Consider the following 14,441-nt stretch of genomic DNA (forward strand, 5'->3'; position numbering starts at 1 on the left):
TATTTAATCAGGTTCGCACTTTGCGATAAGTAGGAGCACTATAACGAGTGAATGCTTTAATCACTGTTAGATTTTCGTCTTTTTTCTGTAGGAATCTTTGCATATGCCAAGCTTTATCTGATTTTACGTTTATTGACGTTGCTTTACATGTAGATAGCTAAAGTAAAGTTGTTAACTAACCGAGTAACCAATCATGAAAACAGTCCGCAATATTATTTGGGTAATGATTGCCGTGATGTCCGTATTATGGTTTGCGATGGAGCCGCAACTTTTCTCGTCAACGAATCTCTTTGAATGGCGTTCTGCCCTAATCCAATACTCAGGTATTTTGTCGCTGATGCTGATGTCTATCGCCATGATATTAGCGATGCGCTTACCTGTCGTTGAAAATTGGCTGCATGGTATGGACAAAGCTTATCGAGTTCACAAATGGCTGGGCATTAGTAGTGTCGCATTGGGTGTTGCACACTGGCTTTGGTATCAAGTGCCAAAATGGTTGGTAATATCAGGTGTAACGGCTAGACCGGTAAAACATTCAGGTGAAGGCCCTGCGGGTAACCTCTCTGGTATCGAGGCTTGGATTCATGGTTTGCGGGACCTTGCTCAAGGCATGGGTGAATGGGGCTTCTACATGCTATTGGTTTTGCTTTTGGTTTCTTTATGGAGTGCAGTGAAGTACAAACCATTTAAACTCTCACACCGCTTGATGTCTGTGGCGTATCTGCTAACCGCTGTCCATTCCGTACTGCTGTTGAAACGCGCGTACTGGGGGGAGCCTATTTACTATTTGACCGTTGGTTTTGCTGTGATTGGCTCTATCGCTGCGCTATATAGTTTGCTTGGTTTTGTCGGACGCCGTAGCAAATACTCGGCGATTGTGGCTTCTACACGTTATTTCTCGCAAGCGGAAGTCATGGAATTGGTTTTAACACCGGAAGCTTCTTGGCAAGGCCATAAAGCGGGTCAATTTGCTTACTTACGTTTTGGAGATGAAGATGCTCATCCGTTTACCATCGTATCAGGTAGTGAAAGCAACGAGTTACGTTTCTTAATTAAAGAGCTAGGTGACTTTACCACTGGGCTTTATGAGCGAGTCCGAGCAGGCGATGTGGTGATGGTTGAAGGCCCTTATGGTCGTTTAGAGTTTGATTTAGACCAACCACAAATCTGGATCGCTGGTGGCGTGGGGATTGCTTCTTTCTTCGCGGCTTTAGAGGAGCTGAAAGCACAAATAGCGCATCCCAATATTCATCTGTTCTACTGTACTCGTGGTATTGACGGCCAGTTGGTCGATGAACTGTGGCACTTAGCGCACCAAGCAAACGTCAAATTGCACGTGATTGATACGTTGAAATCACCTCGTTTGAATGCTGAACGTATCATCGCACAATGCGGTGATTTGGATCAGTATGAAACGTATTTCTGCGGGCCAGAAGCTTTTTCAAAAACACTGAAAAAAGAGCTAGATACGTACCAATTCGATATTGAAAAGCGTTATCACGAAGAGCTATTCGTGATGCGTTAAAGAAACAGAGGCGCTGTAAAATTTGCGCCTCTTTTTTATTCTCTAGAGTTCTATTTTTTTGACCATGCCAGCTTCCGCATGACCTGGAATGTTGCACGCAAATTCAACGTTACTGTCGCCGTGGAAATGCCACAGCAGCTGTTTTGCTTTGCCCGGTTCAACCGTGACAGCGTTACCTGAGTCGTGCATGTGGTCGCCGCTCATGTTCTTCATCATTTCACGGTGTTCTAATTGTTCTTTCGCTGAGCCGATGCTGAATTCGTGATTGATTTTACCTGTGTTCATTACCACAAATTGCACCACGTCATTTGGCTCAATCTTAACGTCTTTCTTGAACTTAATCGTCATGTCATCGCTCAAAATAACGTGTACGACTTTGTCTGGTTTTGCTCCCATCGCTGGCATACCAACAGTGGACATCCCGGGCATGTCCATCATGTTGGAGTGATCCATTTTGCTGTGGTCCATTTCACCATGATTCATGCTGCCATGATCCATATTATCGTGGCTCATATTATTATGATCCATATTGGAATGGTCCATTTGAGCGAAAGCGCCGGTCGTTGTTAGAGTGAGCGCTAGAGTAATGAGTGTTTTTTTCATTGTGAATATCCTTTGTAGCATCTAAGTCGGTGACCTCCCCCGAAGTGCTCGGACTTCGGGGGGAGGGCGTTAATTACGAACGTTTGTTTAGTTCGCTTTTATTCAGTTCATGTTGTTTCCATAATTTGAAGATGGCTGGCAGTACTAATAGCGTCAGTAGCAGTGCCGATGCCATACCACCAATCATTGGCGCGGCGATACGTTGCATCACTTCTGACCCTGTGCCTTCACCGTACATGATTGGGATCAGACCAATAATGACCGTCAGTACCGTCATCATTACAGGGCGAACACGTAAGCCAGCACCTTCACGAATGGCATCGGTTAGGTCTTTCGCCTCAAGTTGTTGCTTGTTCTCTTCTGCGTCGAGCTTTTTGTAGTACCAAGCTTGGTTGAGATACACGAGCATGATGACCCCAATTTCAACTGCGACACCGGCAAGAGCGATAAAGCCCACTCCGACGGCAATCGAGAAGTTGTAGTTGAGGATATGCATTAGCCACAAACCACCCACCATAGCGAGCGGTAGGGTAAGCATGATGATCATCACTTCACCGACGCGACGGAAGCTGAAGTAAAGCAACAACATAATGATGGCGATGGTGATTGGGACCACGACACTCAAGCGGTCTTTTGCACGCTCCATGTATTCGTATTGACCAGACCAAGCAAGCGAGTAACCTACAGGAAGTTCTAGTTGCCCTGCCACGACTTGTTGCGCTTCCACGACGTAAGAGCCCAAGTCACGACCATCGATGTCAACAAACACCCAACCGTTTGGGCGCGCGTTTTCAGTCTTGATCATTGGAGGGCCGTCTTCGTAATGGATGTCTGCAACGTCAGCCAATGCGATACGAGCGCCATTTGGTGTGACTAACGGTAAGTTTTGCAGTTTAACTACCGAGTCACGGTAGTCTTGTGGGTAGCGAACATTGATTGGATAACGCTCCAAGCCTTCGATAGTTTCACCCACATTCATGCCGCCTACTGCGGTGGAGATAACTTGCTGGACGTCTTTGATGTTTAAGCCGTAACGTGCTGCCGCACGACGCTTAATATCGATTGTGACATAGCGGCCGCCCGCTACACGCTCTGCGTAAACAGAAGCCGTGCCTTGTACGCTGTTAAGAATAGGTTCCAACTGAGAGCCGATCTTTTCAATCACTTTTAGATCAGGGCCTGCGATCTTAATGCCGATAGGGGTCTTGATGCCGGTCGCCAGCATGTCGATACGCGTTTTGATTGGCATTACCCACGCGTTGGTTAAGCCTGGGAATTTCACCAGATCATCAAACTCTTTGCGCAACGATTCCATTGTGACGCTGTCACGCCACTGTTCGCGAGGTTTGAGTTGAATCACGGTTTCAATCATGGTCAGCGGTGCAGGGTCAGTTGCGGTTTCTGCACGACCAATTTTGCCCCATACCGTTTGTACTTCTGGGACGGTTTTGATTAGCTTATTGGTTTGTTGTAGAAGCTCACGTGCTTTACCAATCGAGATACCCGGATAGGTTGTCGGCATATACATCAAGTCGCCTTCATCCAGGGGGGGGATGAATTCGCTGCCCAGCTTGCTGGTGGGGTAGTAAGCCGATGCCATCAAACCTAAGGCGATAACAATCATGGTCTTAGGGTATTTCAGACTGGTGTTCAACAGTGGTCGGTACAATGCGACCAAGCCACGGTTTACCGGGTTTTTGTGCTCCGGTAACACCTTACCGCGAATGAAGTAACCCATGAGTACAGGAACAAGCGTGATAGCCAAACCAGCGGCCGCTGCCATGGCGTAAGTCTTAGTGAACGCAAGCGGAGAGAACATCTTGCCTTCTTGACCTTCTAAGGCAAATACGGGCACGAAGCTCAGGGTAATGATCAGCAATGAGAAGAAAAGCGGGGCACCGACTTCTTCAGCCGCTGTGCCAATCACTTGCCAGCGGTTTTTATCGGTCAGTGGTGTTCGTTCTATGTGCTTGTGGACGTTCTCTATCATTACTATTGCACCATCCACCATGGCGCCGATGGCAATCGCGATACCACCGAGGGACATGATATTGGCATTAATGCCTTGCCAATGCATTACGATAAACGCAGTAAGAATACCGACCGGCAGGCTAAGAGCGATAACCAACGAGGAGCGAATGTGGAATAGGAATAGTGCACACACAATCGCAACGACGATGAACTCTTCTGCAAGCTTCTTCCATAGGTTTTCTACCGCAGCATTTATCAGAGTCGAACGGTCATAAGTTGCAACAATTTCAACACCTTCTGGTAGACCGCGTTGTAGGTCTGCGAGTTTGTCTTTAACTTTTGCGATTACCTCACTTGCGTTCTCACCAAAGCGCATCACGATAACGCCGCCAACGGCTTCACCTTCGCCATTCAGCTCTGAGATACCACGACGCATCTGTGGGCCAAGGTTAATGTCTGCAATATCACCCAATAGTAGTGGCGTGCCTTTGTCGGTGACTTTCAGAGGGAGCGATTTAATGTCTTCGATGCTGGTTAGGTAACCCGTGGTACGAACCATGTGTTCGGCTTCGGCTACTTCAATTACGGACGCGCCGGTTTCTTGGTTACCGTTTTGGATTGCCATGTTCACTTGTTGTAGCGTGAGGTTGTAAGCTCGCAGCTTGGCAGGATCAATTTGCACTTGATACTGCTTCACCATGCCTCCTACGGTGGCCACTTCCGATACGCCTTCAACGGTTTGCAATTCGTACTTTAAGAACCAGTCTTGTAGACTACGAAGATCGGCTAAATCGTGCTTACCGGCTTTGTCTTGTAAAACGTAGCTGTAAACCCAGCCCACACCGGTCGCGTCAGGACCTAAGGTCGGTTTTGCGCTCGGTGGTAGCTTTGGTGCTACCTGGCTTAAGTACTCCAACACGCGTGAACGTGCCCAGTACATGTCGGTATCATCGTTGAAAATGATATAAACATAGGAATCGCCAAAGAAAGAGTAACCACGAACCGTTTCTGCTCCCGGTACGGCAAGCATTGCGGTTGTTAGTGGGTAGGTAACCTGATCTTCCACTACTTGAGGAGCTTGACCCGGGTAGCTTGTCTTGATGATCACTTGCACATCAGAAAGGTCCGGAATCGCATCAACAGGCGTATTCTTTACACTGTAAAGTCCGCCTAATACCAGGGCTAAGGTCGCGATCAACACGAAGAAGCGGTTGTTGATTGACCAACGAATAATGGCATTGATCATAATTGCCCCTCAACGGCCACTAGTTGCTTCAGAACGTAGTCAGTCCCTTGTTTTTCCAATAGAAATCGAACTTTCTGGCCTTCTTTAAAGCCAGATAAATCCACTTCGTCACCAACGGAGAAGTTCATCTCGCCTGCATCCCAGTTCCAATCAGCAACGGGCAGGTGATTTAAGGTGATCATGCCAAAGTCTGCCATCAACATAGTGATGTCACCTGTTAGCCAGACTTCTGTTGCAATGACGCTCTTGTCCGATTTGTAATCAATGATTTGGTACTGACCAGATTCAGTCTTTTGCATTTCAAATTCAATGGATTGACCTTTTTTTAAGTCACCGATATCGATGCCCTCAGCAAGAGTGAAGTTCATTACCATGCCAGGCCAACCCCATTCAGGTACAGGTTGGTGGTTAATGGTCAGCATACTGTGTTCTTCCATCACATCGGTGATTTCACCTTTTGCCCAAGCAGTTTCTGCTGCAGGCTCTACACCGTTGATGCGAGAGAGATCCGCGGATTGGCTTGATTCAGAATCGAGCATGAAGTGTGATGAGGTGACAATCTTGTCGTCTTGTTTAAGGCCTTGTAATACTTCGATTTGCTCACCATCTTCGCGGCCTACTTCAATTCGGGCAGAGCGGTATTTGCCGTCACCTTCTGCCAGAACCACGCGAGTCATGCCACCAGAACGAATAACGGATGATTTAGGAATGGTTAATACCGCGTCTTCAGTAACAGGCTGCAATGCGATGTTGGCAAACATGTTTGGCTTTAATGCGCCATTTGGGTTAGGAAATTTAAGGCGAACCCGCAACGTACGTGTTTTCGGGTCGAGGATTGGGTACACGTAATCCACCACGCCTTGCCATTCATTTCCCGGAATCGCATCCAGGGTCATCGTGGCTTGAGAGCCAGCTTTTATCCAGTGTGCTTGGCGCTCAAAGACTTCCCCATCAACCCAAACATTGTCCAATGGACCAGCACTGATCACCGCTTGTGCTGGGGATAGGTAGCCACCTTCACGCACGTTTAGGCTTGCAATAACACCGTCAGCCGGTGCTTTAATTTCAATGGATTGAGAGGCTTTTCCGCTGCGCCTAATGGATTTTATTTGACCACGGTCTACACCAAGCGTCACCAAACGCTCTGTTGCACCTTTTACTAAACCGTTGCGACCAGTGCGGTAAGCATTCAGCAATTCTTCTTGTGCCTTAACCAACTCTGGTGAATACAGGGTGAAAAGCACATCGCCTTTCTTCACTTTTTCACCGACGGCATTGATGTAGAGTTTCTCAACCCAACCAGCAACACGCACGTTGGTTTGCCACAACAGGCTTTCATCGAAGGCGATATAGCCGACGGTCTCAATGCGCGGTGATAATTTTTCCAGCGTTACTTTTGCGGTTTTTACACCAAGGTTATTTTCTACTGACGGATCAATCGTAACTGTCCCTGGTTTATTTTGTTCGCCAGTTAAGTCTTCAGCGTAAACAGGGATCAAGTCCATCCCCATCGGAGATTTGCCCGGTTTGTCGCGTTTGTAGTTTGGATCCATTGGAGCAACCCAGTAGAGAGGGTCGTTGGAACTGGTAGCCGATTCGCCACCCATTGCACTCATGTCATGAGTTGAACCCACAAGAAAATGATTCGCACCAAACCCTAAAGCTCCACCAACAATCAGTGCGATGGTTGCTACTTGTAATGTTTTCATTTTTATACCTTATTTTCCCGTTTTCATTTGACACTACAGTGTTTTCGATTGCTCTTGTTTGTCATATCGCTGCAGCCCCAATCGCGTTGGGGAATTACAAATTAATATGCCGAGATAGAGCGAGCTTCAGGGGAAGCTACTTGATAGTCGAAGCCGCCGAGTAGGGTGGCTAAATTGCTGTTTGCGATGTTGAGATCGGTCAACAGACGTTGTTGCTCTAGCTGTAATGCCAACTCATCAGTCGTGGCAGAAATCACATCGTTAAACTGCGCGGTGTTGTTTTGGTAACCTCGCTCCACAGCTTGAATGCGCGCTTTTGCTTGAGGTAATAAGGTGGATTGATAACGTTCTAGACGCTGGGTTAGGTTGCCGCGATCAACTAACAAAGTGTTCACTTTGGCGTTCATTTGCGTCAATAAGGTGTCTTTTTGTGATTGTGCAGCGCCAACTTGGTACTGAGCAGCGGCAAGATTGCGATCTTGACGGTCACCGGTGAACAAAGGAATGTCCATGGTTAGATAAGCGCTGACCAAGTCTGACGCTGGCTCGCCCTTCATATTGTTGGCTTGACGATAAGCGTACATCACTTCGACACCAAACTGAGGGTTGTAGGCTTGCTCAGCAATTTCGACCTGAGTTTTATTGGTAGAAATACTCACATCTGCCATTTTAACCATTGGGTGCTGGCGGAGTTGTTGGTAGTGCTTAGTCGAATCAAGACTGGACGCAAGTTTGTTATTGAGTGTGTCCCAGTTCAGTTGATTACTTGCATGCAGAGCCTGCTCGTTCGCTAACCAGTCTGAACCCAACCATTCGGATAGTTGAGAAATAAGACGACGTTGCATTTGCGCATTGGCTTGCAGTTTCTCGTCCAGTTTGCTTACTTGGAGTTGTGAGTTGAGTAGATCTTGCGCTTCACTCTTGCCAATCGAGTAGTTGGTTTGAATAAAGCTTTCCATTTCCTTCATCAACTTACGGTTTTCTCGCAAGATTTGCTCAGCTTGTTGCTGATAGCCAAGCTCTAGCCAAAGTTGAGTCATGCTGTTGGCAACCTCAAGCTCACGAGCATGTACTTGAAGCCCAAGTCCATCGGCTTGTTGATTGGCTTTCTTCTGTTGAAGGTCGAGCGTCGAGCCACGCTCAAACTGCTGCATTAATCCAACGGAGATGTTGGTCATTGGGTCTTCATCGAACTTGAAACTGTCGACAGGTAAGCCACCGAAGCCCACTTTCAGTTTGGGATCCATCAAGGTTGAGCTTGCAATGCCCGTTTCACGCATGGCAGTAGATTGCGCCGAGTATTGTTGGCGATTGCCATCGTTACTCAAGGCCACATTAATTAGCTGCGTGAGCTTGTCGTTTGAAGCACGCATATTTAACGCGGTAGATCCTGCTACTTTAGTTTTTGTGCTTGCTGCATTAACTAAGGTCGGCGCAGAAACTAGAGCCATGACTAAAATAGGTGCAGTTAGGCGGTATGGTTTGAAATCCATAATCTAAATCCAGTGTTCGCCGGATCGATAGGGGGAAGACTTGAGTTAAAGCGGGAACAGTAAGCCAGTCTTACACCATCGCTCGGGCGCATTAAAACAACCTGCGAGATACACGCAGGGTCGAATGCTTGACTGACTTAAACTATAGGGGGCCTGTACAGGTCGCGGCTGATATGCACGACAGGGGAAGCGAATTCGGGAGTAATGGCTGCACGATAAACGGTAGGCATTGGACTATTGACAGGAATAGGCAGGGGAACAAACACGATTGTGCATGCGGTTGTGCAGCAGGTGTGAACCATACCGGAACTGCCTCCGCAGTTCATGCTGGTTTCTTTTGCGTCACTATTTTCTACTAAGGGAGCGTCTGTCATTGAAACTTCTGTCATAGCAACGCCCATTATTTCGGGCATGTCACAGTGCTCACTGTCGCTCTTCATCATAGAATGTCCATGATTCATCTTGCCGTTTGACATCATTTGGATGTTCATCAAAGGCTCACTATTAGCCACACTCGATACCAAAAGTACCAGCGCAGTAAAGAGAGTTAACCAAATTGTATGCAGCGACTTTAAGTGCATACCTTTTCCCGTTTTGATGAAAATGATGAAAGCCTTTCTATTTTAAAGGTTAACCTTAGGGTAAGGTCAAGATTTAATTAATTTTTGCTTCCTATTGACTGAAGTGAACACGTTTCGCCAGCTTAAACGCCATGCCGCAGATGCAGATATGTCTGCGCATGAAGCTTACGTATCAGAAAAGAAACCAAGGTTATGGACCGTAGCTCTGAGTTTATCGAGTTTGATGCTAACCACTGCATTAGCTGTGGTCAGTGCATCTAAGCGTGCCGCGATAAAGCCGTGCACGGTGTACTGAACTTTGTGTGCGATAAGCAAGGTTGACCAGCTTTGCGTCCCGACGATCGTCCCCACTTTGGTTCGAATAAAAATGGTTTAACCTTGATGGGCGATTCGATGGTCATTTTTTGGAAGATAGCGGTTTGTCATGAAATTGACTGACTCTGACCGTCGCTTGTTATTTGGGTCAATTCCTTACCCTAAACTCTTATACACAAGCATCTTGAGGTGACTCGGGTATATATCTAGCCTGAGAGATCCTCAGAATCTTTATAACGATAAGAGCCAACTTGCATGAAAAGAACGACATCAGCAGTGTTAATCCTTATCTTGGTGAGTGCTTACTTAGCGTATGAGCGTTTTTATGTTTACCCACAAAGGTTGGAAACCCAAGCAGAATCTATGTTGATTCAAATGGCAAACCGAGAAGAGTGGCTCGATGTATATGAGATGATGAAGCGCGTTAATGCCCATAAAGCGTATTTAGAATTGGCGGCAGACATCACCTCTAACGACGGTCAACGTGCTTATAGTGAAGGGTATATCACTTACAGCGAAAGCAATCGCAATGTTTGTAAATATGTGGTTTTTAATTTCAAAATCAATTCGCTGAGAAGTTACGTTATTTCTGATTTGCATGATTGCTCGTTAGGTGAGTATTACTCGTTTCAATAAAAACGCCTCGAAGTGGGAGGCGCTTATTGGTTTACCCAAGCATCTTGGGTTGCTTGGGTATATGCCTAAGGCAATACGTCCAGAGCCCTGCATGTTGAAGTCACCTAGGTGTGTTACAGGGACTAAGGTAGGTGTGACCGATAAGTTTTTATTATATCTAAATAATCAACTTATCTTGAACCCAAACGCATTTCACGTTCTCTTTTTGAGCCAGGCAGATGATCTTTTCTAGAATGTCTTTTGGTGAATCAAACTCCGACCAAATGTGAAGGTTGCCAACATCTTTGTTCGCCTCGACCACGATGGCATCGTAGTGATGGTTTTTCGCTAGCAGACCAGTCTTCGCATCTAATACTTGTGCGCCCCCGGCAGTCGGCATCCAAAATGCTTCCACAAAGCTGATTCGTGAACTCGGCGTACCATGCTGTGAGGCAGGTTGCATCACATCAACGCCTTCTTCACGGACGCGAGAGTGGCTGACCGCATCAAAAGCCGCACGGAAGATCGATGGTGAGGGAGCCTCCGCAATGTCGCTGCCGAGGCCAATTTAAACGCTTTGTATGTTGTTGCTCTAAAGGTACAATCGCAAGCCTTACAATACGGGCGGCCTACGATGCTATTTAACAACGATATCGACGAAATGATGAGCTATTTAGAGCGTTTCTGCAAAGAACCGCATATAAAAGCACTAGATAACGTTTCAGACGATCAAATTAATCTACTTCTCGATTTCTTAACGCTCGCACACCAGCTGAAGTGTGATATCTACGCGACTAGAAATCTGAAAAGCTCGCACTTTATCGGTGTTGGCGTGTTTGCTTTAACCCAAGATAGAGCCCCCCAAGGAAACCTATTTCTAAAGGTGGAATTTGGTCGCATTTACCTTACATTTGAATTAGATAACTGTAACGAAGATAACCTGTTAACGCCTATCCGCGTCATTGATGCGCTCGTCTATTTGACAGAGTACGCTGGCCACGCCCTATTGCCAGACAGTTACAAGTAGTGGATGTGACACGACGACCGTTTAAGTGCTGAGCAACGCCATGCGAATCCCTCTCTAAACGTTTGTTATAACAACATTTACATCATAGCTAAGGCGCATTTCCTTTTGCGTACAGCGAGTTAACGTGTCGTTTGCTCGTCTATTTCATAAGTCGTTACATAACTCGAGGCTTTAACCCTTTACATCTGGCGCTAAGCGGTGAACACTTCACCTCAAAGTAAACAAGTAACAGATATGCCCACTTAATCTCAAGGCAACCCGCCTTTTGGGGTTATAGTAGATTCAGTAGGAAATTATGAACAACACAACCGCGAAAAAGTCGAATCCTCTCTTCGAGATCCTTTTTAACGTATTCATCCCTTCTTTCATATTGATGAAGTTCAGTGGCGATGAGCATTTAGGAACCGCGATGGCACTCGTTGTCGCTTTGCTATTTCCTATTGTTTACGGTGGTATGGATCTTATCCGTAACAAGAAGTTTAACTTCATCTCTGCACTTGGCTTTGTTAGTGTTCTATTAACGGGTGGCATTGGTTTATTAGAACTCGATACGCGCTGGTTGGCGCTGAAAGAGGCTCTGATTCCTGGCCTTATTGGTTTAGCTGTGTTGGGTTCAACGTTTACACGTTATCCTTTCATGCAGAAGATGCTCCTGAATGATACGGTGTTAAACCTTTCTTTGATCAAGGAACGCTTGAGCGCGCGCGGCCGAACTGAGGAGTTCGAGCGTTGCTTGATGTCATCAAATTATCTATTTGCTAGCACATTTGCGTTTTCTTCAGCAATGAATTACTTCTTAGCAACCTGGATTGTCACCAGCCCAGCAGGCACAGTAGCGTTCAATGAAGAGTTGGGTAAGTTGACACTTTACAGTTACCCTATCATTGCAATTCCAAGTATGTTGATGATGTTTGGTATTTTTTATTACATTTGGCGTCAAGTTCGAGCAATGACGTCTCTCGAGACCGAGCAGATTTTTCATACTAAGTAATTTGAGTGTTAATGCTTTGATTTAAAGAAAAAGAGCAGGGATTTATCTCTGCTCTTTTGGTTACAATTGCTCTTAGATGAATACCAATTATATTCGTATGCCTTGGACCCAAGACCAACTTTCTCCATTGATGAAAAGCTGCACAGAAATAAAACCAAGGAAGGCCAGACTCACTATCAGTCATCTTCTCTGTTAGCGATGGAGATGGTTTGACATATTGGAATAATCGCGGGCAAATATTGTGATCTAGCGATAGTACTTCGACCACATTAGGTCCATAATCCACCGTTTCGATTCAATATTCAAACGTAGAAGTAGAACACAAGCAATGACAACACAGCCAACGGTCATTATTGGCCTGCACAACCCGAAAAATCCAACTAACGTTGGCGCTGTTATGCGTGCTGCGGGCTGTTATGACGCCACACAGGTACGCTATAACGGTACTCGTTATAATCGCGCCGTAAAATTCCAAACAGACACCAAAAACATGCATGAACGTATTGGATTGGTCGAGATGGACGATCTTACCGCTGAGTTAGAAAGCGATGTAGAAATTGTATGCGTAGAATTGGCCGTTGGCGCAGTGGCGCTTCCGCACTTTACTCATCCCAAGAAAGCGGTGTATGTGTTTGGACCTGAAGACGGTTCATTGCCACAAGATGTGGTCGATCAAGCGCATCACGTTGTGTATGTCCCTACCACGGGCTGCATGAATCTTGCCGCGACCGTTAATGTTGTCTTGTATGACCGTTTAGCGAAAACGTTAGGTTCAATAGATGACCATCAACAAGTCATTGCTAACCGAGACAATAAAAATCGATTAAAAGTGAAAGCGAACGCTTAACTGAAACTGAATCACATGAAACCTATAATGCTTCGCCGTTGCGAGGCTTTTTTTTGCTCTGAGGTTCTCTGTTCGCAACGCGTTACCATTCACAAAATATTGGCTCATCACTGTGCTGAATGGCTTAGATTATCCCGAGCTGAGGTCACATAGGCTTGATAAAGTGAGACAGAGGAGTGAATGCTATCTTTTGGCGCACTAAAAAGTTAGAGAAGTGCGATTTAGATACTGTGTGCTGATATTGCGGAAATCATGAGGGGGGAATTGAAAATGGTCGGACTGACTGGATTTGAACCAGCGACCCCCGACACCCCATGACGGTGCGCTACCAAGCTGCGCTACAGTCCGATGTGTAAACGTTAATAATCTGTCCGGCGAAAGTCAACTAGGTTTTTACATAAATTGCAGGTAATGATTTGAATTCTTTAGTAACATACTTCAAAACGAAACTAATTCGAATTCAGGAGTCTTGCAATGGATAAACTACGAGTAGCGTTTATCGGTCTGGGTGTTATGGGATACCCAATGGCTAGTTACTTAAGTAAAGCGGGCTTTGAAACCAAAGTGTACAACCGTACCAAAGCTAAGGCAGATAAGTGGGCTGAAGAATACCAAGGCGTAGCGTGTGAGACACCACGTGAAGCTGCCGAAGGTTGTGACATTGTCTTTACTTGTGTTGGCAACGACGATGATGTACGCAGCGTCGTATACGGTGAAGAGGGCATCTTGGTTGGCTTAAACGCGGGTGCAGTGTTGGTTGACCACACGACGACATCTGCTGACTTGGCGGTAGAGCTTGCCGAAGCGTGCGCTCAATACGGCAATCACTTCATTGATGCACCGGTTTCTGGTGGTCAAGCGGGCGCAGAAAACGGCGTACTAACCATCATGTGTGGTGGTGAGCAAAGTATTTTCGATCGCGTGTCTCCAGCGATGGACGTGTACGCGAAGCAGATGACACTACTGGGTGAAAACGGCCAAGGCCAACGCTGTAAGATGGTAAACCAAATTTGTATTGGTGGCGTGCTACAAGGTCTAAGTGAAGCTTTGCTGCTGGCACAAAAATCAGGCTTGGACATTGCCCAAGTGGTTGAAACACTGAAACACGGCGCCGCAGGTTCATGGCAGATGGAAAACCGTGCAAATACCATGGCGGAAGGTAAGTTTGATTTTGGTTTTGCAATCGACTGGATGCGCAAAGATCTAGGCTTCTGTTTGCAAGAAGCAGAGCGAGTGGGTTTAGACCTTCCACTGACTAAGAAAGTGGATGAGCAATACGCAGACCTTCAACGCGATGGTTTAGGTCGCATGGATACATCAGTACTGATCAAAGCGGTAGCTAAAAATCAGTAGTTGATGAATCAGTAATAGATAAACAGTTCTTGGGTATCAAAGAGCTTAAAGAAATCTAAGTTGATCATAATGAATCTCCTTGAGCATTGATTGTGATTAGTGATTTGAAATCAGGAGGTGCCTTAGGGCACCTCCTTTTTTATGTCTGTTAGTCACACAGTGTGA

The 14,441-nt window shown here is 46.1% G+C and carries 12 protein-coding genes, 1 tRNA gene and 1 pseudogene; 7 read left to right on the plus strand and 7 right to left on the minus strand.

Annotated features, from left to right (window positions below):
- The first annotated feature begins 193 nt into the window (after positions 1-193).
- Positions 194-1,525 carry a ferric reductase-like transmembrane domain-containing protein gene (locus AK966_RS13840; RefSeq protein WP_119464365.1) on the plus strand — a complete coding sequence of 444 codons (1,332 nt, stop codon included), beginning with the start codon at positions 194-196 and terminating at the stop codon, positions 1,523-1,525.
- A 42-nt stretch (positions 1,526-1,567) separates the two neighbouring features.
- Here the strand turns inward: AK966_RS13840 and AK966_RS13845 are convergent, their stop codons facing one another.
- The 5 genes from AK966_RS13845 to AK966_RS13865 all read right to left on the minus strand — a co-directional run bounded on the left by AK966_RS13845 (position 1,568) and on the right by AK966_RS13865 (position 9,128).
- Entirely contained in the window at positions 1,568-2,128 is a 561-nt protein-coding gene (locus tag AK966_RS13845) for a cupredoxin family protein (RefSeq protein WP_099080399.1), read from the minus strand.
- Between the two features lie 73 nt (positions 2,129-2,201).
- Positions 2,202-5,345, minus strand: a complete 3,144-nt coding sequence (locus AK966_RS13850; RefSeq protein WP_119464366.1) for an efflux RND transporter permease subunit — start codon at positions 5,343-5,345, stop codon at positions 2,202-2,204.
- A complete protein-coding gene (locus AK966_RS13855; RefSeq protein ID WP_172438167.1) occupies positions 5,342-7,054 on the minus strand; it encodes an efflux RND transporter periplasmic adaptor subunit in 1,713 nt (570 codons plus the stop codon). Before AK966_RS13855 ends, AK966_RS13850 begins: the two co-directional genes overlap by 4 nt.
- A gap of 101 nt (positions 7,055-7,155) precedes the next feature.
- Complete coding sequence (locus tag AK966_RS13860) at positions 7,156-8,547, minus strand: TolC family protein (protein WP_172438166.1); 1,392 nt, start codon at positions 8,545-8,547, stop codon at positions 7,156-7,158.
- Positions 8,548-8,684: 137 nt separating this feature from the next.
- Positions 8,685-9,128: a hypothetical protein gene (locus AK966_RS13865; protein ID WP_119464367.1), complete on the minus strand. Its 444-nt coding sequence runs from the start codon at positions 9,126-9,128 to the stop codon at positions 8,685-8,687.
- 192 nt (positions 9,129-9,320) lie between these two features.
- Between AK966_RS13865 and AK966_RS20195 the strand changes: the two are divergent.
- Both AK966_RS20195 and AK966_RS13875 read left to right on the plus strand, forming a co-directional pair.
- Positions 9,321-9,521: pseudogene (locus tag AK966_RS20195) on the plus strand (4Fe-4S binding protein); the annotation flags it as partial.
- A gap of 177 nt (positions 9,522-9,698) precedes the next feature.
- On the plus strand, positions 9,699-10,079 hold the full coding sequence (locus AK966_RS13875) for a hypothetical protein (RefSeq protein WP_172438164.1): 381 nt from the start codon (positions 9,699-9,701) through the stop codon (positions 10,077-10,079).
- Between the two features lie 157 nt (positions 10,080-10,236).
- Here the strand turns inward: AK966_RS13875 and AK966_RS13880 are convergent, their stop codons facing one another.
- Positions 10,237-10,524: a hypothetical protein gene (locus tag AK966_RS13880; protein ID WP_253252704.1), complete on the minus strand. Its 288-nt coding sequence runs from the start codon at positions 10,522-10,524 to the stop codon at positions 10,237-10,239.
- 168 nt (positions 10,525-10,692) lie between these two features.
- Between AK966_RS13880 and AK966_RS13885 the strand changes: the two genes are divergently transcribed.
- From AK966_RS13885 to AK966_RS13895, 3 genes are all read left to right on the plus strand, one after another.
- The gene (locus tag AK966_RS13885) at positions 10,693-11,085 is read left to right on the plus strand and encodes a hypothetical protein (protein WP_099080395.1); all 393 of its coding nucleotides are present in this window, start codon (positions 10,693-10,695) and stop codon (positions 11,083-11,085) included.
- Between the two features lie 295 nt (positions 11,086-11,380).
- Positions 11,381-12,076, plus strand: a complete 696-nt coding sequence (locus tag AK966_RS13890) for a VC0807 family protein (RefSeq protein WP_099080394.1) — start codon at positions 11,381-11,383, stop codon at positions 12,074-12,076.
- A gap of 328 nt (positions 12,077-12,404) precedes the next feature.
- Complete coding sequence (locus AK966_RS13895) at positions 12,405-12,923, plus strand: RNA methyltransferase (protein WP_099080393.1); 519 nt, start codon at positions 12,405-12,407, stop codon at positions 12,921-12,923.
- Positions 12,924-13,194: 271 nt separating this feature from the next.
- Here AK966_RS13895 and AK966_RS13900 read toward each other — a convergent pair.
- Positions 13,195-13,271: transfer RNA gene (locus AK966_RS13900), tRNA-Pro, on the minus strand.
- A gap of 126 nt (positions 13,272-13,397) precedes the next feature.
- Between AK966_RS13900 and AK966_RS13905 the strand changes: the two genes are divergently transcribed.
- Positions 13,398-14,276: an NAD(P)-dependent oxidoreductase gene (locus tag AK966_RS13905; protein ID WP_119464368.1), complete on the plus strand. Its 879-nt coding sequence runs from the start codon at positions 13,398-13,400 to the stop codon at positions 14,274-14,276.
- Positions 14,277-14,441: the final 165 nt, after the last annotated feature.

Source organism: Vibrio sp. PID23_8 (genome assembly GCF_003584965.1).
Taxonomy (GTDB): Bacteria; Pseudomonadota; Gammaproteobacteria; order Enterobacterales; family Vibrionaceae; genus Vibrio.

Bases quoted from the DNA above. Each gene is read 5' to 3' on its own strand.
- AK966_RS13895 (WP_099080393.1), top strand. From the start codon at position 12,405: ATGACAACACAGCCAACGGTCATTATTGGCCTGCACAACCCGAAAAAT.
- AK966_RS13875 (WP_172438164.1), top strand. From the start codon at position 9,699: ATGAAAAGAACGACATCAGCAGTGTTAATCCTTATCTTGGTGAGTGCT.
- AK966_RS13840 (WP_119464365.1), top strand. From the start codon at position 194: ATGAAAACAGTCCGCAATATTATTTGGGTAATGATTGCCGTGATGTCC.
- AK966_RS13860 (WP_172438166.1), bottom strand. From the start codon at position 8,547: ATGGATTTCAAACCATACCGCCTAACTGCACCTATTTTAGTCATGGCT.
- AK966_RS13850 (WP_119464366.1), bottom strand. From the start codon at position 5,345: ATGATCAATGCCATTATTCGTTGGTCAATCAACAACCGCTTCTTCGTG.
- AK966_RS13905 (WP_119464368.1), top strand. From the start codon at position 13,398: ATGGATAAACTACGAGTAGCGTTTATCGGTCTGGGTGTTATGGGATAC.
- AK966_RS13845 (WP_099080399.1), bottom strand. From the start codon at position 2,128: ATGAAAAAAACACTCATTACTCTAGCGCTCACTCTAACAACGACCGGC.
- AK966_RS13885 (WP_099080395.1), top strand. From the start codon at position 10,693: ATGCTATTTAACAACGATATCGACGAAATGATGAGCTATTTAGAGCGT.
- AK966_RS13890 (WP_099080394.1), top strand. From the start codon at position 11,381: ATGAACAACACAACCGCGAAAAAGTCGAATCCTCTCTTCGAGATCCTT.
- AK966_RS13865 (WP_119464367.1), bottom strand. From the start codon at position 9,128: ATGCACTTAAAGTCGCTGCATACAATTTGGTTAACTCTCTTTACTGCG.
- AK966_RS13855 (WP_172438167.1), bottom strand. From the start codon at position 7,054: ATGAAAACATTACAAGTAGCAACCATCGCACTGATTGTTGGTGGAGCT.